The 19,571-nt window shown below is 73.8% G+C and carries 16 protein-coding genes; 12 read left to right on the top strand and 4 right to left on the bottom strand.

Going from position 1 to position 19,571, the window contains the following annotated elements; translation table 11 throughout:
- Positions 1–6: 6 nt before the first annotated feature.
- Positions 7–1,407: an SWIM zinc finger family protein gene (locus tag ACF08W_RS11310; RefSeq protein WP_392279113.1), complete on the bottom strand. Its 1,401-nt coding sequence runs from the start codon at positions 1,405–1,407 to the stop codon at positions 7–9.
- Between the two features lie 133 nt (positions 1,408–1,540).
- On the opposite strand from ACF08W_RS11310, the gene ACF08W_RS11315 reads away from it, so the two are divergent.
- From ACF08W_RS11315 to sucD, 6 genes are all read left to right on the top strand, one after another.
- Positions 1,541–2,032 (top strand): MmpS family transport accessory protein, encoded by a 492-nt coding sequence (locus ACF08W_RS11315; RefSeq protein ID WP_392279114.1) that lies wholly within the window; start codon positions 1,541–1,543, stop codon positions 2,030–2,032.
- 162 nt (positions 2,033–2,194) lie between these two features.
- Positions 2,195–3,301 carry an AAA family ATPase gene (locus ACF08W_RS11320; protein WP_392279115.1) on the top strand — a complete coding sequence of 369 codons (1,107 nt, stop codon included), beginning with the start codon at positions 2,195–2,197 and terminating at the stop codon, positions 3,299–3,301.
- Complete coding sequence (locus ACF08W_RS11325) at positions 3,298–5,757, top strand: DUF5682 family protein (protein ID WP_392279116.1); 2,460 nt, start codon at positions 3,298–3,300, stop codon at positions 5,755–5,757. Before ACF08W_RS11320 ends, ACF08W_RS11325 begins: the two co-directional genes overlap by 4 nt.
- Positions 5,754–6,962: a vWA domain-containing protein gene (locus ACF08W_RS11330; protein WP_392279117.1), complete on the top strand. Its 1,209-nt coding sequence runs from the start codon at positions 5,754–5,756 to the stop codon at positions 6,960–6,962. Before ACF08W_RS11325 ends, ACF08W_RS11330 begins: the two co-directional genes overlap by 4 nt.
- Before the next feature lie 347 nt (positions 6,963–7,309).
- A complete protein-coding gene (sucC, locus tag ACF08W_RS11335) occupies positions 7,310–8,491 on the top strand; it encodes an ADP-forming succinate--CoA ligase subunit beta (protein ID WP_352273559.1) in 1,182 nt (393 codons plus the stop codon).
- Between the two features lie 21 nt (positions 8,492–8,512).
- Positions 8,513–9,397 (top strand): succinate--CoA ligase subunit alpha, encoded by an 885-nt coding sequence (sucD, locus tag ACF08W_RS11340; protein ID WP_385208433.1) that lies wholly within the window; start codon positions 8,513–8,515, stop codon positions 9,395–9,397.
- Between the two features lie 115 nt (positions 9,398–9,512).
- Here sucD and ACF08W_RS11345 read toward each other — a convergent pair whose 3' ends face one another.
- Positions 9,513–10,484 carry a sigma factor-like helix-turn-helix DNA-binding protein gene (locus ACF08W_RS11345; RefSeq protein ID WP_392279118.1) on the bottom strand — a complete coding sequence of 324 codons (972 nt, stop codon included), beginning with the start codon at positions 10,482–10,484 and terminating at the stop codon, positions 9,513–9,515.
- 116 nt (positions 10,485–10,600) lie between these two features.
- Here ACF08W_RS11345 and ACF08W_RS11350 point away from each other — a divergent pair, with 116 nt between their 5' ends.
- The gene (locus tag ACF08W_RS11350; RefSeq protein ID WP_392279119.1) at positions 10,601–12,142 is read left to right on the top strand and encodes a DUF6350 family protein; all 1,542 of its coding nucleotides are present in this window, start codon (positions 10,601–10,603) and stop codon (positions 12,140–12,142) included.
- Here ACF08W_RS11350 and ACF08W_RS11355 read toward each other — a convergent pair.
- Complete coding sequence (locus ACF08W_RS11355) at positions 12,132–12,935, bottom strand: hypothetical protein (protein WP_392279120.1); 804 nt, start codon at positions 12,933–12,935, stop codon at positions 12,132–12,134. The genes ACF08W_RS11350 and ACF08W_RS11355 overlap by 11 nt on opposite strands.
- 333 nt (positions 12,936–13,268) lie before the next feature.
- Between ACF08W_RS11355 and purN the strand changes: the two genes are divergently transcribed.
- Positions 13,269–13,925, top strand: coding sequence for a phosphoribosylglycinamide formyltransferase (gene purN / locus ACF08W_RS11360; RefSeq protein ID WP_352273554.1), 657 nt, complete (start codon positions 13,269–13,271; stop codon positions 13,923–13,925).
- Positions 13,912–15,465 (top strand): bifunctional phosphoribosylaminoimidazolecarboxamide formyltransferase/IMP cyclohydrolase, encoded by a 1,554-nt coding sequence (purH, locus tag ACF08W_RS11365; protein ID WP_392279121.1) that lies wholly within the window; start codon positions 13,912–13,914, stop codon positions 15,463–15,465. Before purN ends, purH begins: the two co-directional genes overlap by 14 nt.
- A gap of 67 nt (positions 15,466–15,532) precedes the next feature.
- On the opposite strand, the gene ACF08W_RS11370 is transcribed toward purH, so the two are convergent.
- Positions 15,533–16,264, bottom strand: coding sequence for an RDD family protein (locus ACF08W_RS11370; protein WP_392279122.1), 732 nt, complete (start codon positions 16,262–16,264; stop codon positions 15,533–15,535).
- Positions 16,265–16,489: 225 nt separating this feature from the next.
- Here ACF08W_RS11370 and ACF08W_RS11375 point away from each other — a divergent pair, with 225 nt between their 5' ends.
- From ACF08W_RS11375 to ACF08W_RS11385, 3 genes are all read left to right on the top strand, one after another.
- Positions 16,490–17,353, top strand: coding sequence for a bifunctional methylenetetrahydrofolate dehydrogenase/methenyltetrahydrofolate cyclohydrolase (locus tag ACF08W_RS11375; RefSeq protein ID WP_352273551.1), 864 nt, complete (start codon positions 16,490–16,492; stop codon positions 17,351–17,353).
- Positions 17,354–17,373: 20 nt separating this feature from the next.
- Entirely contained in the window at positions 17,374–18,015 is a 642-nt protein-coding gene (locus tag ACF08W_RS11380) for a DUF3017 domain-containing protein (protein ID WP_392279123.1), read from the top strand.
- A 475-nt stretch (positions 18,016–18,490) separates the two neighbouring features.
- The gene (locus ACF08W_RS11385; protein ID WP_352273549.1) at positions 18,491–19,480 is read left to right on the top strand and encodes a malate dehydrogenase; all 990 of its coding nucleotides are present in this window, start codon (positions 18,491–18,493) and stop codon (positions 19,478–19,480) included.
- Positions 19,481–19,571: the final 91 nt, after the last annotated feature.

The raw sequence follows: 19,571 nt of genomic DNA on the forward strand, positions 1-19,571 counted from the left end.
GTCGGGTCAGACGAGCGGTACGGGCCCGCCCGTGCCGTCGTCATCGACCCCTTTGGGCCAGGCCGCGTACGGGTCGAAGCCGCGGTGGCCGCACTCGCCGAAGACCGTGACCGGGGAGCCGCCGGAGAGCGCGGCGAGCTTCCACAGCCCGGGCCGCGACAGGGCGGCCGGGGCGACCGGCAGCCCCCCGCCGCCCGCCGCGTCCAGCAGTTGCCAGCCGTCCCCGGACGGGACGGGTATGACCGCGCGCAGCGTCACCGGCCAGGCGTCCAGCCAGGGATCCTCCCGCAGCGCCTCGCCGTACGCGCCGACCGCCTCGGCCGCCGTGCCGCCCGGCGGGGGCGTGGCTGCCCGCTCCACCACCGTGAACTCCCCGGCCGGCTCGGCCCGGAGCCGGCCGGTGCCCGGGCGGAACATCAGCCCGGCGTCGACCGTGGCGCCCACCGGCAGGGTCAGATCGGGGGAGCGGCCGGCCGCCCCGAAGGAGAGCAGCAGTGCCGTGCGGCCCGTTCCCCTTCCGTGCAGCCAGACGCGACGCGTGACGATCCTGCCGTCGGAGGTGTCGTACTGGGCGAGGACCAGCCACTCGTCCCGGACCGGCGGGCCCTCGGCGGGAGCCGTCAGCCCCACGCGCGTACGGACCGTGGCGGCCAGCGGTCCGGGCAGCCGGTCGACACCCAGCCAGGCTCTGTCCAGCAGATGCAGCAGCGCGCACTCCTCCAGCAGGCGCACCGGCCAGTCCGGGCCGGAGGCCGGGACGGCCCCCAGCTCCCGCACCCGGGCCGCCAGCCCCGGGGCCTGGGCGTCGACCATCCGGGCCGCCGTCTCCTCCCAGAACGCGTAGCCCGGCCGACCGGCCCCCGCCAGGCCGGTCCGCAGCAGATCCGCCAACCGCTCCTCCAACTCCTGGGCTCCGCCGGTGATCCGCGCGGCCCGGCGCTCGGCCCGCCGTCCGGCGGCCTCCGGGTCGGCCGGGCCCGTGGCCGGGGCGGTGCCCGCCGCGCTCCGCTCCGGCCGCCCGGCCGACCGGTCCCGGCGCCCGGCCAGCCACTCGGCCGCCCAGTCCGGCACCTCGCCCCCGGGCGGCACCGATCCGTCCGACGCCCAGACCAGCAGCAGACCCAGCGCGTGCTTGCACGGGAACTTCCGGCTCGGGCAACTGCACGCGTACGCCGGGCCCGTGGTGTCCACCACCGTCCGGTACGGCGTGCTCCCGCTTCCCTCGCACAGCCCCCACACCGCCCCCGACCCGTCGCAGCCGTGACCCGACCACGGACCGGCCGCACCGAGCTTCGTCCCCGCCCGGCGCGACGCGTCGTCAGGAGCGAGGGCCAGTACCTGCTCCACCGTCCAGCGCGCCACCGGCCCGGCGGTGCGCGTGGTTTCTCCCCCGTGAGATAGCAGCATGGCAACGACGGTAGAGCGCCCCACTGACAATCGCCCTGACCTGCTGATTCGCCGTCATGCACGCCACTTGACTTGACCTTTCCTTTGCGATTCTCTGCGGGTATCAGACCCATCGATCCGGGGGGATCCAGCCATGAGCCGCACCATTCGCCCCATCCGCACCACGGCCCGCACCACGGCCCGCACCACGGCCCGCGCCGCCGCCTGCGCGGCCGTCGTCCTCGGTCTCGGAATCGGCCTCACCGCCTGCTCGGACACGGCCGAGAAGGTCGACAGGTCCGTCGACGAGGCCGTGGGCGACGCCGTGGACGAGGTGGTCGACGAGAAGTACGAAGTCACCTACGAGGTCACGGGATCGGGCGTCGACGAGATCCAGTTCCATGTCGGCGGCGGCAAGGCCATGGACCCGAAGATCGAGAAGGTCGCATCGCCCACGCTGCCCTGGCGCAAGACCGTCACCCTGCGCGGGATCACGCCGCCCGGCGTCACCCCGATCGTCCTCGACGCGGACGGGGCCGGGGTCACCTGCTCGATCACGTACAAGGGCAAGGTGATCGAGGAGGGGAAGGGGAAGGACATGCTCGCCGCCGGCGGCTGTGTGGCCGTGTCGCCGGTCGTCGGCTGACCGCGGGTCAGCAACGCTGCGGCCGACCCCGATCCGGTCCGGCGGCCGGTCGGGGCCGGCTGTCCGGGCCGGTCCGGCGGCCGGTCGGGGGCGATTGTCAGTGCCGTGGTGCACGGTGGAGAACGCATCGGGTCGACCGACCCGGAGGGGGGATCCACGACCGTGTCCGAATCCACTGCCACCGCCGGCGCCCAGGCTCTCCGACCGCATGCCGAGGACGCCTTCGCCGACGAGCTCAAGGCCCTCGCCGCAGCCGACGACCGCCCGCGCCCGGCCCGTTGGCGGCTCTCCCCGTGGGCCGTCGCCACCTACCTCCTCGGCGGCACCCTGTCCGACGGCACCGTGATCACCCCTAAGTACGTGGGCCCGCGCCGCCTCGTCGAGGTCGCCGTCACCACCCTCGCCACCGACCGCGCCCTGCTGCTCCTCGGCGTTCCCGGAACGGCCAAGACCTGGGTGTCGGAGCATCTGGCCGCCGCCGTCAGCGGCGACTCGACCCTGCTCGTCCAGGGCACCGCGGGCACCCCCGAGGAAGCCCTCCGCTACGGGTGGAACTACGCCCGGCTCCTCGCGCACGGCCCCAGCCGCGACGCCCTGGTGCCCAGCCCGCTGATGCGCGCCATGTCCGAGGGGATGACGGCGCGCGTCGAGGAGCTGACCCGCATCCCCGCCGACGTGCAGGACTCGCTCATCACGATCCTGTCCGAGAAGACGCTCCCCGTGCCCGAGCTGGGCCAGGAGGTCCAGGCGGTCCGCGGATTCAACGTCATCGCCACCGCCAACGACCGCGACCGCGGGGTCAACGAACTGTCCAGCGCCCTGCGCCGCCGGTTCAACACCGTCGTGCTCCCGCTGCCCGCCACGCCCGACGCCGAGGTCGACATCGTGTCCCGCCGGGTCGACCAGATAGGCCGCTCGCTCGACCTCCCGTCCGCCCCCGACGGCGCGGCCGAGATCCGCCGCGTCGTCACGGTCTTCCGCGAACTGCGCGACGGGGTCACCACGGACGGGCGCACCAAGCTCAAGTCCCCGTCGGGAACGCTGTCCACGGCCGAGGCGATCTCCGTCGTCACCAACGGCCTCGCCCTCGCCGCCCACTTCGGGGACGGGGTGCTGCGCCCCGGGGACGTCGCGGCGGGCATCCTCGGCGCGGTCGTCCGCGACCCGGCGGCCGACCGGATGATCTGGCAGGAGTACCTGGAGACGGTGGTCCGGGAGCGGGACGGGTGGAAGGACTTCTACCGCGCCTGCCGAGAGGTCTCCGCATGACCGGGACCGGGCACCCCGCGGCGGGGACCGTGCGCCCTGCGGAACGCCCGCCCGGGCCGCTGCTGTTGGGCGTCCGGCACCACGGTCCCGGATCGGCGCGGGCCGTCCGGGCGGCGCTGGACGCCGCCCGCCCGCGGGCCGTGCTGATCGAAGGCCCCCCGGAGGCCGACACGCTGCTGCCGCTCGCCGCCGACGAACGGATGCGGCCACCGGTCGCCCTGCTCGCCCATGTCGTCGGCGACCCGGGGGAGGCGGCGTTCTGGCCGATGGCCGCGTTCTCGCCCGAGTGGGTCGCCCTGCGCTGGGCCCTCGACCACGGCGCCGAGGTCCGGTTCATCGACCTTCCGGCGGCACACTCCCTGGCCATGAACCGGGCCGAGGCGGAGGCGGCGGACGGCCCCGGGCGCGTCCCCGTCGACCCCCTCGCGGTGCTCGCCGAGGCGGCGGGCTACGACGACCCCGAGCGCTGGTGGGAGGACGTCGTCGAGCACCGCACCGGGGGCGGCGGAACGGCGGACCCCTGGGCCCCGTTCACGGTCCTCGCCGAGGCGATGACCGCCCTGCGCGAGGCGTACGGCGACGGCGGCCACCCCCGCGACGCCGTGCGCGAGGCGTACATGCGCGTCCAACTGCGCAAGGCGGCCAAGGAGTTCGGCGAGGACATCGCGGTCGTCTGCGGCGCCTGGCACGTCCCCGCGCTCGCCGCGCGGACCACGCTCACCGCCGACCGCGCCCTGCTCAAGGGCCTGCCCAGAGTCCGGGCCGAGCTGACCTGGGTGCCCTGGTCGCACCGCAGGCTCGCCCGCAGGAGCGGCTACGGGGCGGGCATCGACTCGCCCGGCTGGTACGGGCACCTCTTCGAGGCCGGGGACCGCCCGGTCGAGCGGTGGATGACCAAGGTCGCCGGCCTCCTGCGCGGGGAGGACCGGTTCGTGTCGTCCGCCCATGTCATCGAGGCCGTCCGGCTCGCCGCCGCCCTGGCCGCGCTCCGCGGCCGCCCGCTCGCCGGTCTGACCGAGACGACCGACGCGGTCCGGTCCGTGATGTGCGACGGCTCCGACGTACCGCTCGCGCTCGTCCACGACCGGCTGGTCGTCGGCGAGGCCCTCGGCGAGGTGCCGGACGACGCCCCCGTCGTCCCCCTCCAGCGCGACCTCACCCGCCAGCAGCGCACCCTCCGGCTCAAACCGGAGGCGCCGGAGCGGGAGCTGGAGCTCGACCTCCGCAAGGACAACGACGCGGCCCGCAGCCGACTGCTGCACCGGCTCCGCCTCCTCGGCGTCGACTGGGGCGAGCCCGCCACCGGCCGGGGCGCCACCGGCACCTTCCGGGAGAGCTGGCGGCTGCGCTGGGAGCCCGAGCTGTACGTACGGGTGGCGGAGGCGGGCATCTGGGGCACCACCGTGCTCACGGCCGCCACCGCGAGGGCCGGGGCCAGGGCCGCCGGGGCGACCGCGCTCGCCGAGATCACCGCGCTCGCCGAGCAGTGCCTGCTCGCCGGGGTCCCCGACGCGCTGCCCGGCGTGATGCGGGCCCTCGCCGACCGCGCCGCGCTCGACGCCGACGTCGGCCGCCTCGCCGAGGCCCTGCCCGCGCTCGCCCGTACCCTGCGCTACGGCGACGTGCGGTCCACCGACACCGCGGCGCTCGCCGAGGTCGCGGCCGGTCTCGCCGAGCGGATCTGCGTCGGGCTGCCCCCGGCCTGCACCGGCCTGGACACCGAGGGCGCCGCCACCATGCGGGACCGTCTCGACGGCGTCCACGCCGCGATCGGCCTGCTCACCGGCGCCGCCGCCACCCGCACGGACGCGAAGCCGGACACGGCGGAAGGCGCGGGGGAGGACGGGCTGCGCGAGCGCTGGACGGCCGTGCTGCACCGGCTCGCCGCCCGGGACACGGTCGCCGGAACCGTCCGGGGCCGCGCCGCCCGCCTGCTCCTCGACGAGGGACGGCTCGCGGAGGGCGAAGCGGCCCGGCTCATGGGGCTCGCCCTCTCGCCCGGCACACCCCCGGCCGACGCCGCGGCGTGGATCGAGGGCTTCGTCGGCGGGGCGGCGGGCGGCGGCATGCTGCTCGTCCACGACGAACGGCTGCTCGGCCTGGTCGACGCCTGGCTCACCGGCGTGCCGGCCGACCTCTTCGCCGATGTGCTGCCCCTGCTGCGCCGCACCTTCTCCGCATACGAACCCGGCGTCCGCCGCACCCTGGGCGAGCTGGTGGCGCGCGGCCCCCGCGCCGGGAGAGCCGGGGGAGCGCCGGGCGCCGGTGCCGGGGCGACGGTGCCCGGATTCGGGCCGGAGACGGACGCGGCCAGGGCCGACGCGGCCGAGGACGTGGTCCTCCTGCTGCTCGGCACCGGCACCGGCACGGCCACCCCCTCCGACACCCCCGCCGGGACCGCTTCCGGCACCGGCACCGACACCGACACCGAGGAACAGTGGGGGGCGACGGCATGACGACGAACACGAACACCCCTGACGCCACGAACACCGCGAACGACGAACGGCTGCGCCGCTGGCGGCTGGTCCTGGGCGGGGACGGCGCCGAGGGCACCGGCCGCGCCCTCACCGGCCGCGACGCCGCGATGGACGCCGCGCTGAGCGCGCTCTACGGCGACGGGGGAGCCACCGGCGCCCGGAACAGGACCGGCCGCGCGGCCGGGCTCGGGGCGTCCGCCCCCTCCGTGGCCCGCTGGCTCGGCGACATCCGTACGTACTTCCCGAGCACCGTCGTCCAGGTCATGCAGCGCGACGCGTTCGACCGGCTCGGCCTCGCGGCGCTGCTGCTGGAGCCGGAGATGCTGGAGGCGGTCGAGCCCGACGTCCACCTCGTGGGCACGCTCCTCTCGCTCGGCAGGGCCATCCCCGAGACGACGAAGGAGACCGCGAGAGCGGTGGTCCGCAAGGTCGTCGAGGACCTGGAGAAGCGGCTCGCCTCCCGCACCCGGGCCACGCTCACCGGCGCGCTCGACCGCTCGGCCAGGACCGACCGGCCCCGCCACCACGACATCGACTGGAACCGCACCGTCCGGGCCAACCTGAAGAACTACCTCCCCGAGTACGGCACCGTCGTCCCCGAACGGCTCATCGGCTACGGGCGGGCCGCCCGGTCGGTGAAGAAGGACGTCGTCCTCTGCGTCGACCAGTCGGGTTCGATGGCCGCCTCCGTGGTCCACGCCTCCGTCTTCGGCGCGGTCCTCGCCTCCATGCGGACCCTCCGGACCAGGCTCGTCGTCTTCGACACGGCGGTCGTCGACCTCACCGACCAGCTCGACGACCCTGTCGACGTGCTCTTCGGGACCCGGCTCGGCGGCGGTACCGACATCAACCGCGCGCTGGCCTACTGCCAGTCGAGGATCACCCGCCCCGCCGACACCGTGGTCGTGCTGATCAGCGACCTCTACGAGGGCGGGATACGCGACGGGATGCTGAAGCGGGTCGCCGCGATGAAGGCGTCCGGGGTGCAGTTCGTGGCCCTGCTCGCGCTCTCCGACGAGGGCGCGCCCGCCTACGACCGCGACCACGCGGCGGCGCTCGCCGCCCTGGGCGTGCCCGCCTTCGCCTGCACCCCGGACCTCTTCCCCGAGGTGATGGCGGCGGCCATCGAGAAACGGCCGCTGCCCGTACCGGCCCTCGCGCCGGACGAGGAGGCCGGCCACTGAGGGACACCGGAGCCCCGAGCCCACACGCACATCCGCACCCGCGTCCGCGGGCCCGCGCCGGCCGCCGCCGTCACCCCAATGGCACCGCGCGGCGCACCGCCCGGTGCGGGGGCGTCCGGCCCCGCCGCTCCCCGGGGCCCAGCAGGGTCTGTGACCGTAATCACCGCTCGGGCGCTATCTGTGATTTAGGGTCCTGCGGGCCTCAGGGATAACCTGCGAGATGGACATGCCGCGTGCCGGGCTCACCGTGTGCGCCTTCCTGGTGACCGCGCAGTCACGTTTTGCCCCTCGCGACACGCCCACGCAGAAAACCAACCGCGAGACCATTGATTAAGGGACGGACGCGCGTGGACCTGTTCGAGTACCAGGCGAGGGACCTCTTCGCCAAGCACGGTGTACCGGTGCTGGCCGGTGAAGTCATCGACACGCCTGAGGCAGCCCGCGAGGCGACCGAGCGGCTGGGCGGCAAGTCGGTCGTCAAGGCGCAGGTGAAGGTCGGCGGCCGTGGCAAGGCCGGTGGCGTCAAGCTGGCCGCCACCCCCGACGAGGCGGTCGCCCGCGCGACCGACATCCTCGGCATGGACATCAAGGGCCACACGGTCCACAAGGTGATGATCGCCGAGCTGTCTCCGGAGATCGAGGCGGAGTACTACGTCTCGTACCTCCTCGACCGCACGAACCGCACCTTCCTGGCCATGGCCTCGGTGCAGGGCGGCATGGACATCGAGGAGGTCGCGGAGAAGACCCCCGAGGCCCTCGCGAAGGTCCCGGTCAACGCCGTCGAGGGCGTCACGATCGAGAAGGCCCGCGAGATCGTCGCCCAGGCCGCGTTCCCGGCGGAGGTGGCCGAGAAGGTCGCCGAGGTCCTGGTGACGCTCTGGGACACCTTCGTCGCCGAGGACGCCCTCCTCGTCGAGGTCAACCCGCTGGTCAAGACCAAGGACGGCCGCATCCTGGCCCTGGACGGCAAGGTCTCGCTCGACGAGAACGCCGACTTCCGGCAGCCCGAGCACGAGGCCCTCGAGGACAAGGCCGCGGCCAACCCGCTCGAGGCCGCCGCCAAGGCCAAGAACCTCAACTACGTCAAGCTGGACGGCGAGGTCGGCATCATCGGCAACGGCGCCGGCCTGGTCATGTCGACCCTGGACGTCGTCGCGTACGCCGGTGAGAACCACGGCAACGTGAAGCCCGCCAACTTCCTCGACATCGGTGGCGGCGCCTCCGCCGAGGTCATGGCGAACGGCCTGGAGATCATCCTCGGCGACCCGGACGTCAAGTCCGTCTTCGTCAACGTCTTCGGTGGCATCACCGCCTGCGACGAGGTCGCCAACGGCATCGTCCAGGCGCTGGAGCTGCTCAAGTCCAAGGGCGAGGACGTCAACAAGCCGCTGGTCGTGCGCCTCGACGGCAACAACGCGGAGCTGGGTCGCAAGATCCTCTCCGACGCCAACCACCCGCTCGTTCAGCGCGTGGACACCATGGACGGCGCGGCCGACAAGGCCGCCGAGCTCGCCGCGGCTGCGAAGTAAGGGACGAGGGACTCCAACACCATGGCTATCTTCCTCACCAAGGACAGCAAGGTCATCGTCCAGGGGATGACCGGCGCCACCGGTATGAAGCACACCAAGCTCATGCTCGGTGACGGCACCAACATCGTCGGTGGCGTGAACCCGCGCAAGGCCGGCACCTCCGTCGACTTCGACGGCACCGAGGTCCCCGTCTTCGGGACCGTCGCCGAGGCGATGGAGAAGACCGGCGCCGACGTGTCCGTCCTCTTCGTGCCGCCGGCCTTCGCCAAGGCCGCCGTCATCGAGGCGATCGACGCCGGGATCCCGCTCGCGGTCGTCATCACCGAGGGCATCGCCGTCCACGACTCGGCCGCCTTCTGGGCGTACGCCACGTCGAAGGGCAACAAGACGCGGATCATCGGCCCGAACTGCCCCGGCCTGATCACCCCCGGCCAGTCCAACGCCGGCATCATCCCGGGCGACATCACCAAGCCCGGCCGCATCGGTCTGGTGTCCAAGTCGGGCACGCTGACCTACCAGATGATGTACGAGCTCCGTGACATCGGCTTCTCGTCCGCCGTCGGCATCGGTGGCGACCCGGTCATCGGTACGACGCACATCGACGCCCTCGCGGCGTTCGAGGCCGACCCCGAGACCGACCTGATCGTGATGATCGGCGAGATCGGCGGCGACGCCGAGGAGCGTGCGGCCGACTTCATCAAGGCCAACGTCACCAAGCCGGTCGTCGGTTACGTCGCGGGCTTCACCGCCCCCGAGGGCAAGACCATGGGCCACGCCGGCGCCATCGTCTCCGGCTCCTCCGGCACCGCCCAGGCGAAGAAGGAGGCCCTCGAGGCCGCCGGCGTCAAGGTCGGCAAGACGCCGACCGAGACCGCCAAGCTCGCCCGCGAGATCCTCGGCGCCTGACCGCTCCCGCACCGCTCGGAGCGTCACCGCACAGACGGCGCGGGCCCGTACCCCTCGGATCGAAGGGGTACGGGCCCGCGCCGTTTTTCCGTCTCCGGGCGTCCCGGCGTCCCGGTCAGCCGGTGCCGGGGACCAGCCGCGCCGGGCCCTGGAAGAGTTCGCCGCGGAGCTTCTTCTCCAGGCTCAGCTCCCGGGGCTCCGGCTCGCGGGGGCCGCCGCGTGGCGGCACCCCGCCGATCCGCTGGGCGGGCGCCGCCGGGGTCTCGTGCCGGGTCGGGGCCGTCGCCAGGGTGAACAGCGTCAGCCCGGCGAGCAGCAGGGTGAACCAGAAGGTCGCCCGGGTCCACCGCCTGGCCCTGCGCTCGCTGTCCGTACGGACCCGGACGGGCGTGGGGAGCGGGCCGGGGGACGGGGACAGGGCGAGCGCGCCGAGCCGTTCGGCCAGCGGCGCCGGGTCCCCGGCGGCCCCGTCGCCGCCGACCGGCGCGGGCACCAGCGCGTCGATCGCGGCCCGCGCGTTCAGCAGCCGGTTCGCCGCCGCCGGGGTGCTCGCCTCCGTCTCCGCCGCCGTCTCCGGCAGCCCCAGGCCCAGGCCGTCGTGGAGCACCAGGGTGCGGCGGTAGCAGGGCGGCAACGCGAGCAGCGCGTCGAGCAGGGCATGGGCGGCGGGTTCGGGCGGGGGCGGGTCGGGCCTGCGGTGCGCGCGGCGCAGCCGGTGCCAGGGCGACAGGGCGTACTCGTACCCGGCCGCCCGTACCCACCCGACCGGGTCCGGGTCCACCGCGACCTCGGGCCAGTGCTCCCAGGCCAGGGCGAAGGCGCGGGCGACGGACTCCCGGGCGAGGGCCCGGCGCCCGGTCAGCAGGAACGTCTGGTGGAAGAGGGCGGTGGCGCAGTGCGCGTACAGCGCGTCGAACGCCTCGGCGGACCGGTCCCCCGCGCCGGGGGGATCGGCGGGGGCGGGGCCCTCGGTGTCCGGGGCTCCGGAGGCACCGGGGACGGTGGTGGTGACAGAGGTGGGCTCGGTGTCGGGGGTTCCGGTGGGGGAGGGGCGGTCAGAGGGGGTGTTCGTCGGACGCCGCGTCATGCGGGTCCCTCCAATGGGCTACACCACGGAATAAAGCACATAAACATATATTGGGCGACACAGCGGGTATTCGACTGTTACGCGCATTAGGCGCGTGTCGTTGGCAGCATGGCCGTGTGAGCCAAGTAACCGAAAGCGCCCCGATGTTGTCGGCGGATCAGGGCAGGTCCGCCGCGTTCCCCCTGGCCCTGCTGCGGGGAGCGGTCGCGGCCGGGCTCGGGCTGGGCGCGGTCACCGTTCTCGTCCTGGCGTTGTGGATCAGCTCGCCGGACTCCGGGGAGAGTTCCGGGAGCGCCCTCCACACGGCGGCGGCGCTCTGGCTGCTCGCCCATGGCGCCGAGCTGGTCAGGGCCGGTACGCCGAGCGGGGTGCCCGCTCCGGTGGGGGTGGTTCCGCTGCTGCTCGCCGTGGTGCCGGTGTGGCTGGTGCACCGCGCGGCGCGCGACGTCCTGGTGCCGGACGAGGAGCGGCCCGCCCTCTCGGCGCCGGTCGGCCTGGCGGCGGTCGTCGGCGGATATCTGCTGGTCGGCGCGGCGGTCGCGTACTACGCGCGGGGCGGTGCGCTGTCCGTGCACCCGCTCGCGGCGCTCTTCCCGGCGGTCGCCGTGGTGGCGGGCGCGGCGGCGGCCGGGGTCTGGACGGCGGCCGGGCATCCGGTCGCGCTGCCCGCCGGAGCCCCGGCGGCCCTGCACCGGGCGCTGGCGGGCGGCCGGCTCCGGGAGCGCGCGGGGACGGTGTGGCGCGCGGCGGCGGCCGGGGTGGCGATGCTGGTCGGCGGCGGCGCGCTGCTCGTCGCGGTCGGGCTGGTGTGGCACGCGCACCCGGCCCGGCAGGCGTTCGTCCAGCTCTCGGGCGACTGGTCGGGCCGGGTCGCGGTGCTGCTGCTCGCGGTGGTGCTGGTGCCGAACGCGGCGGTGTGGGGTGCGGCGTACGGGCTCGGTCCCGGCTTCGCCCTCGGTACGGCGTCCACGGTCACCCCGCTGGCCTTCTCCGGCCGCCCGGCGCTGCCCCGTTTCCCGCTGCTGGCCGCGGTGCCCGCCGAGGGCCCCGGGACGCTCCCGAACTGGGCGGCGCTCGGGGTGCCGGTCGCGGCCGGGGTGACCGTCGCCTGGTTCACGGTGCGGCGGGCCGCGCCGCCGTACTGCGAACGCGAGGAGGCGTGGGGCCCGGGGGCGACCGCGCTGGCGGCCGCGGTCGCCGGGATCGGGTGCGGGATCGGTACGGCGGTGCTGGCCGCGGCGGCCGGGGGGCCGCTGGGGAGCCGGGCGCTGGCGGAGTTCGGCCCGGTGTGGTGGCTGACCGGCGCGGCGGCGGCGGCCTGGGTGGTGGTGCTGGGCGTGCCCGGCGCGCTGCTGCTGCGGTTCTGGCGGCTGCGGGGGCCGGTCCGCAGCGGCTGGTGGTGGCTGACCGGCGCGGTGCCGGCGCGCGAGCGGGAGCGGGCGCGGGCGTGGGAGAAGGCGCGGGCGCGGGAGCGGGCCGCGGCGTACGCGTCCGCCGCGGCCGGCTCCGGCAACGCCGGGACGCCGTCCGCCCCCGTCGCGGACCCGGGCCTCGCCCCGTACGACTTCCTGCCGGCCGACCCCTGGTACGGGCGGACGGCCCGGCCCGAGGAGGCCGGACCGTCCGGGAGCGCGGGAGGGGCTGGGCTCAGTCCCTGACGCCGAAGAGCGGCTCCAGCGGCTTCGGCAGCTGGTCGTTGCAGGACAGCTGACCGGCCTTGGTCAGGGCGTCGTTCACACAGGTGTAGTAGTCGCGGTAGACGAGCTGCACGGTGAAGGTCATGGCGACGATCGAGAGCGCGATCAGCGCCGTCACCAGGCCGCTGACCGCCGCCGTGGTCTGCTGCCTACCGCCGACCGGGGCCGCCGGGGCGCCCGGCGCGGCCCCCGGTGCCGGGGTCGCCGCACCGCCCGCGGCCGGGCTCTTCGGCTTCGACCGGAGCGAGCTGATCGCCCAGTACACCGCGAGCGAGCCGAGCAGCAGGGCGATCTCCGGGAGGTCGAAGAGCGCGAAGAAGAAGGCCCACATGCCGCAGAGCAGCGCGTAGCGCGCCCGGCGCTGTGCGGGGTCGGTGGGGTCCCAGCGCAGCCCGCCCGGGGTGCCCTCGGGGCCGCTCTGGTTGCCGCCCGTCCCGCCCTGGCCCGGGCGGCCGCCGAAGCCGCCGCTCTGCCGGCCGGGCTGGCGGCTGCTCCACTGGCCCCAGGCGGGCCGGTCCCCGGAGGAGTCCTCACCGTTCCCGGAGCCGTCCTTCGAGCCGTCCTTCCGGCCGTTCCCGTCGCCCTTCGCGACGTTCACCGGGCGGCGGGGCTGCCAGGGCTGGTCGGGCCGGTTCTCCGGCGGCGGGGCGAAGGGGTTGTCGTCGCTCCCGCCCGGACCCCTCCCGCCCTGGGAGGAGGCGTCCCGCTCGGGCAGCGGCTGGCGGAAGGCGGTGCGGCGGCGTCGGTCCGGCATGTGGTGAACGTCTTCCCCATCTCGTCATTTCCGCCCCGTGGACGGTTCGCTGTCCCCTGACGCTACCTCCCGGCCGGGAGCCGCCGAAAGCTGGGAGCGCGGCCGGAACGCCGGTGGCCGCGGCGCCGGACCGGCCACCGCCGCCCGGGGCCGCCGACCCCCGTCCCACGGGGGCCCGCCGCGGTGCCGGTATCGTTGCTGGCGGTCGGCCGGTTCGTAGAGTTCCCCGTATCGAGGGGCTCGGTTCTTTCGTACGACCGTACAAATCAGCGTCGCGCCGCTCCCCGACGTGGGCGGAGCGCGCCGGAACACCACGCGAGAAAGGGCCCAGCCGTGGCCTCCCCGCCCCCCTCCGCCGCCCCGGCACGCCTGGTCGTGCTGGTCTCCGGTTCGGGTACGAATCTCCAAGCCCTGCTCGACGCCATCGGTGACGATCCCGAGGGCTTCGGCGCGCGGGTCGTCGCGGTCGGCGCCGACCGCGACGGCATCGCCGGTCTCGAACGGGCGGAGCGCGCCGGCATCCCGACGTTCGTCCGCCGGGTCAAGGACCACGCCACCCGGGAGGAGTGGGACGCCGCGCTCGCCGCCGCGACGGCCGAGCACCGCCCGGACCTCGTGGTGTCCGCGGGGTTCATGAAGATCGTGGGGCGGGAGTTCCTCGCCCGCTTCGGCGGCCGGTTCGTCAACACCCACCCCGCCCTGCTCCCCAGTTTTCCCGGTGCCCACGGGGTGCGCGACGCGCTCGCGTACGGCGTGAAGGTCACCGGCTGCACCGTCCACTTCGTCGACGACGGCGTCGACACCGGTCCGATCATCGCGCAGGGCGTGGTCGAGGTGACCGAGGAGGACTCGCCGGAGGGCGAAGCCGCTCTCCATGAACGCATCAAGCAAATCGAGCGCAAGCTGCTCGTCGAGGCCGTGGGGCGGCTCGCCCGCGACGGCTATCGCATTGAGGGACGAAAGGTTCATCTCGGTCATGTCGGTGAATAAGCCCATCCGTCGCGCCCTGGTCAGTGTCTACGACAAGACGGGGCTCGAAGACCTCGCACGCGGTCTGCACGAGGCGGGTGTCGAGCTGGTCTCCACCGGCTCCACCGCCGGCCGGATCGCCGCCGCCGGTGTCCCGGTCACCAAGGTCGAGGAGCTCACGGGCTTCCCCGAGTGTCTCGACGGCCGCGTGAAGACGCTGCACCCGCGCGTCCACGCCGGCATCCTGGCCGACCTCCGCCTGGACACCCACCGCGAGCAGCTCGCCGAGCTCGGTGTGGAGCCGTTCGACCTGGTGGTCGTCAACCTCTACCCGTTCAAGGAGACCGTGGCCTCCGGCGCCTCGGCCGACGAGTGCGTGGAGCAGATCGACATCGGTGGCCCGTCCATGGTCCGCGCCGCCGCCAAGAACCACCCGTCCGTGGCCGTCGTCACCAGCCCCGCGCGGTACGCCGACGTCCTGGCCGCCGTCAGGGCGGGCGGCTTCGACCTGACCGCCCGCAAGCGGCTGGCCGCCGAGGCGTTCCAGCACACCGCCGCGTACGACGTCGCCGTGGCCTCCTGGTTCGCGGACGACTACGCCGCCGCCGACGACTCGGGCTTCCCCGACTTCTTCGGTACGACGTACCGGCGCGAGAACGTCCTGCGCTACGGCGAGAACCCGCACCAGCCCGCCGCGCTCTACACCTCGGGCGCCGGCGGCCTGGCCGAGGCGGAGCAGCTGCACGGCAAGGAGATGTCGTACAACAACTACACGGACACCGACGCCGCGCGCCGGGCCGCGTACGACCACACCGAGCCGTGCGTCGCGATCATCAAGCACGCCAACCCGTGCGGCATCGCGATCGCCGACGACGTCGCCGAGGCGCACCGCAAGGCCCACGCCTGCGACCCGCTGTCGGCCTTCGGCGGGGTCATCGCCGTCAACCGTCCGGTGACCACCGCGATGGCCGAGCAGGTCGCGGAGATCTTCACCGAGGTCATCGTCGCCCCGGCCTACGAGGACGGCGCCGTCGAGATCCTGGCCCGCAAGAAGAACATCCGGGTGCTGCGCTGCCCGGACGCCCCGGCCGCCCCGGTCGAGGTCAAGCCGATCGACGGCGGTGCGCTGCTCCAGGTCACCGACCGCCTCCAGGCGGAGGGCGACGACCCGGCCAACTGGACGCTGGCCACCGGCGAGGCGCTGGGCGAGGCCGAGCTGAGGGAGCTGGCCTTCGCGTGGAAGGCGTGCCGCGCGGTCAAGTCCAACGCGATCCTGCTGGCCAAGGACGGTGCCTCGGTCGGCGTCGGCATGGGCCAGGTCAACCGGGTCGACTCCGCGAAGCTGGCCGTGGAGCGGGCGGGCGAGGAGCGGGCGCGCGGTGCGTACGCCGCCTCCGACGCGTTCTTCCCGTTCCCCGACGGGCTGGAGATCCTGACCGCCGCGGGCGTCAGGGCGGTGGCCCAGCCGGGCGGTTCGGTCCGTGACGAGCTGGTCGTCGAGGCCGCGAAGAAGGCCGGCGTGACGATGTACTTCACCGGCACGCGCCACTTCTTCCACTGAGGTCCCACGCACGAAGGGCCGGAACTCCTCGCGGAGTTCCGGCCCTTCGTGTCGTGCGCGGGGTGCGTTACTTCTTGACCACCAGCGTGCCGGCGGCACGGTCGTGCCAGCCCTGGAGCTTGCCGGAGTTGTCGAAGAACGGCGAGAGGTAGACCAGCAGCGCGCCGATGTAGCAGAGGAAGACACCGACGATCGGGATGATCCAGCGGATGAAGCCGGAGCCGAGGCCCGGGTTCATGCCGGTGTTCTCCTTGACGACCTTCAGGCCGAGGGCCATCTTGCCGAGCGTCTGGCCGAGCAGCGAGATCATCAGCCACTCGTAGAGCAGCGTGATCAGACCGAAGATCGCGATCATGCCGAACATCGTGGCGATGACGCTGCCGCTCGCGTCGTTCACACAGGCCTGGTAGCCCGGGTCCAGGGAGCTGCCGCAGTTCTCGATGTCCTTGGCGGCGCCCATCGCACCGGCGACACCGATCGCGCTGAGGATCGTGTAGAGCACGCCGATGATCACGCCGTCGAGGGCGCGGGCGCCGAGGCGACGACCCATCGAGGCGACCTGGACGGTGCCCAGCACGGGGACGTTGATGTAGCCGTTGTTGGCCTGGAGGGTGCCCGGGGCCTGGGGCGGGTAGCCGTAGCCCGGCTGACCCTGCGGGGGCTGCTGCGGGTAGCCGTAGCCCGGCTGACCCTGCGGCTGCTGCTGCGGGTAGCCGTAACCGGGCTGGCCCTGCGGCGGCTGGCCGGGCTGCTGGCCGTACGGGTTGTTCGGGTTCGGGTTCGGGTCGCCGAAACTCATCTGGGCGTTCCTCCAACGTGCACTGCGGGGACGATGCGGCCGCACGGAGGAAAGAAAGGTCAGTGGTCCGCCCCCCGGTACTACTGCGGCACTGCGGCCATAATCGTTATAAACAGAATGTAAGTTTGTCCAGTCACGGTCGGGGCTTGTTGCGCAAGTGCAACATCACGCCACTGAAGGCGGCCGAATTGGTACCGGGGCGGGGTCATCCGAGAGGATGGGGACATGACTGCCCAGATTCTCGATGGCAAGGCCACCGCAGCCGCGATCAAGTCCGATCTCACCGTCCGTGTGGCGGCCCTCAAGGAACGGGGCATCACCCCGGGCCTGGGAACCCTGCTGGTCGGGGACGACCCGGGCAGTCGTTGGTACGTGAACGGCAAGCACCGCGACTGCGCGCAGGTCGGCCTCGGCTCCATCCAGCGCGAACTCCCCGACACCGCCACCCAGGAGGAGATCGAGGCGGTCGTCCGCGAGCTGAACGAGAACCCCGACTGCACCGGGTACATCGTGCAGCTCCCGCTCCCCGACGGGATCGACACCAACCGCGTCCTGGAGCTGATGGACCCGGCCAAGGACGCCGACGGCCTGCACCCGATGAACCTCGGCCGCCTGGTGCTCAACGAGCCGGGCCCGCTGCCGTGCACCCCGCAGGGCGTCGTCCAGCTCCTCCGCCACCACGGCGTCGAGATCAAGGGGGCGAACGTGGTGGTCGTGGGCCGGGGCGTCACCATCGGCCGCCCGATGCCGCTGCTGCTGACCCGCCGTTCGGAGAACGCCACCGTGACGCAGTGCCACACCGGTACGCGTGACCTCTCCGCCCACCTCAAGCAGGCCGACATCATCGTGGCCGCCGCCGGGGTGCCGCACATCATCAAGCCCGAGGACGTGAAGCCGGGCGCCGCCGTGCTCGATGTCGGCGTCAGCCGGGACGAGAACGGCAAGATCGTCGGGGACGTCCACCCGGGCGTGGCCGAGGTCGCCGCCTGGATCTCCCCGAACCCCGGCGGCGTCGGCCCGATGACCCGCGCCCAGCTGCTCGTCAACGTGGTCGAGGCGGCCGAGCGCAACGCCGCCGCCGCCGGCTGACCCGATCCGGAGGAAACCCCATGGGTGCTGCTACGAGCCCGGCCGACCGGGCCGCCGAGACGGGCGGCCCGTCCGCGCGCCCGCCCCGGTCCCCGGAGACGGCGAGCGGGTCGCACGTGCCGGACGCGGACGAACGCGCGGCGGACGGGACGTCCGGGGCCGACGGGACGTCCGGGGCCGACGGGGCGACCGCGGGCCAGGACGATTCGGCCACGGGTGCGGACGCGGGCGGATCGGCCGCGGCCGGGGGGCCCGGCGGCGCGCGCCGCTCGCGGCGGTTCCCCTTGTTCACCCGGGACACCGCCCGCCCCGAGGGCGGTGGCCGGGCCGCCCCCGGCGACGCGCCCGCCCCGGCCCGGCAGTGGCCGCTGCTCGCGGTGCTCTGCACGGCCGGGATCGGGTTGCTGATCGTGGCGGTCGACCCCTTCGCCGAGGCGTTCCGGGTCGGCACGATGCTGATCGGCTGCGCCCTGCTCGGCGGTGCCGTGCTGCGGCTCGTGGTGCCGTCGGTGGGCATGCTGGCGGTGCGGTCCCGCTTCACCGACCTGGTGACCTACGGGCTGCTCGGCTTTCTCATCGTGATGCTCGCGCTGGTGGCGCAGCCGAAGCCGTGGCTGGACATTCCGTTCCTGGAACAGGCCGTCCACTTCACCATCCGCTGATCCGTACCCGGCCCGGTGCCCGTCCCCTCCCCCGAGCGGGACGGACACCGGCTGACGGGGCCCACCAGGGCGCGCGGCCCTGCCGGGTGGTGGTCGAGCGTTCCCGCCCCGTCCGGATTCAGCCTGGTCGACGGGGTGGGGCGGAACAAGGCATGGCCAGGGCCTGTGGCACGGAAGTGACCATTCCGCCACCGTGTGAGCGTCCGGCAACGGAGCGTTCCGGGCCCGGTGGCGGGGCGGCCGGGTGACACCGCCCGTGCGGCGGCCGGTGCGCGGTGGCGGGCCGGGGGCCGTGCCGGATTCGGCCGGGTGAGCGCTGTGTGACCGCTTGTGCGCGGTGCCACAGGGGGCAGAGCGGCCGGGACCTTCCGGGTCGGATAGCCTGACCGCTGGATATCTCTTCACATCAAGATTCAGGGATGTCCAGCACCAGGGGCCAGGAACCCCCACCGCCAGCTGTCTAACGGAGATCGCCATGACCCGCACTCCCGTGAATGTCACCGTGACCGGCGCAGCCGGCCAGATCGGCTACGCGCTGCTCTTCCGCATCGCCTCCGGCCACCTGCTCGGCCCGGACGTGCCGGTCAACCTGCGTCTCCTGGAGATCCCGCAGGGCCTGAAGGCCGCCGAGGGCACCGCGATGGAGCTCGACGACTGCGCCTTCCCGCTGCTGCGCGGCATCGAGATCACCGACGACGCCAACAAGGCGTTCGACGGTGCCAACGTCGCCCTGCTCGTCGGCGCCCGCCCGCGCACCAAGGGCATGGAGCGCGGTGACCTGCTCTCCGCCAACGGTGGCATCTTCAAGCCCCAGGGCAAGGCCATCAACGACAACGCCGCGGACGACATCAAGGTCCTCGTGGTCGGCAACCCGGCCAACACCAACGCGCTGATCGCCCAGGCCGCCGCCCCGGACGTCCCGGCCGAGCGCTTCACCGCGATGACCCGCCTCGACCACAACCGGGCGATCTCGCAGCTGGCCGCCAAGACCGGTGCCGCCGTCTCCGACATCAAGAAGCTGACGATCTGGGGCAACCACTCGGCGACCCAGTACCCCGACATCTTCCACGCGGAGATCGCGGGCAAGAACGCCGCCGAGCTCGTCAACGACGAGGCGTGGCTGGCCGACACCTTCATCCCGACCGTCGCCAAGCGCGGCGCCGCGATCATCGAGGCCCGTGGCGCGTCCTCGGCCGCCTCCGCCGCCAACGCCGCCATCGACCACGTGCACACCTGGGTCAACGGCACCGCCGCGGGCGACTGGACCTCCATGGGCATCCCGTCGGACGGCTCCTACGGCGTGCCGGAGGGCATCATCTCCTCCTTCCCGGTCACCACGGAGAACGGCACCTACAAGATCGTCCAGGGCCTGGAGATCAACGAGTTCTCCCGTGCGCGCATCGACGCCTCGGTGAAGGAGCTCACCGAGGAGCGCGACGCGGTGCGCGAGCTCGGCCTGATCTGATCCCCGATCCGGCCCGTACGCCCTTGACGCGTACCCCCGTCGCCCCCGGCAGCACTCCGCAGCCGGGGGCGACGGCTGTTCGGGGTCACGT

Origin of the sequence: Streptomyces sp. NPDC015144 (genome assembly GCF_043079735.1) — a bacterium.
In the GTDB taxonomy this organism is placed as follows: Bacteria; Actinomycetota; Actinomycetes; order Streptomycetales; family Streptomycetaceae; genus Streptomyces.